This window comes from Actinomadura sp. 3N407 (assembly GCF_052245875.1).
Taxonomy (GTDB): domain Bacteria; phylum Actinomycetota; class Actinomycetes; order Streptosporangiales; family Streptosporangiaceae; genus Spirillospora.
Genome location: NZ_JBQQBP010000094.1, coordinates 1 through 602, shown reverse-complemented (window position 1 = coordinate 602; position 602 = coordinate 1). Strand labels below are relative to the sequence as shown.

Sequence of the window (602 nt, the reverse complement as noted above, 5' to 3'; positions counted from 1 at the left end):
GCGTGTCGCCGGAGCAGGTGCTGCCGTTTTCCACGGGCGTGATTCTGGAGCCGCTGCCAGTCGACCGCATCATCGCCGGACTGCCTGCTGCTGAGGCGAACGCCAAGCCGGACAACTGGCTGGCCGCCGCCGAGGCCATCATGACCACCGACACCGTACCCAAGGCAGCGTCGGCCACGTGCACGTTGTCGGGCAAGACCGTGCGCATGTCGGGCATCAGCAAGGGTGCGGGCATGATCCGCCCGAATATGGCGACGATGCTCGGCTTCATCGCCACCGATGCCAATGTGGATGACGCGGTGCTTCAAGGGCTGGTGCGCCACGCCGCCGATCACTCGTTCAACAGCGTGACGGTGGACGGCGATACCTCCACCAACGACTCGTTCGTCGTCATCGCCACGGGCCGGGCGGGGACGCCGCGCATCGATTCCGAATCGCACCCCGACTACGCCGCGCTGCGAGATGCGCTGACGGGCCTTGCACAAGAGTTGGCGCAGAAGATCGTACGCGACGGCGAAGGTGCGACCAAGTTCATGACCATCCAGGTCGAGGGTGGCCGCAACGTCGATGAGTGCCGCCTGATCGCTTACGCGGTTGCCCAC

The 602-nt window shown here is 65.8% G+C and carries 1 protein-coding gene; it reads left to right on the top strand.

Annotation, left to right across the window (positions count from 1 at the left end; translation table 11 throughout):
* The coding region (locus ACTWPP_RS45090; RefSeq protein WP_443110633.1) for a bifunctional ornithine acetyltransferase/N-acetylglutamate synthase at positions 1 to 602 on the top strand (602 nt) is incomplete at both ends.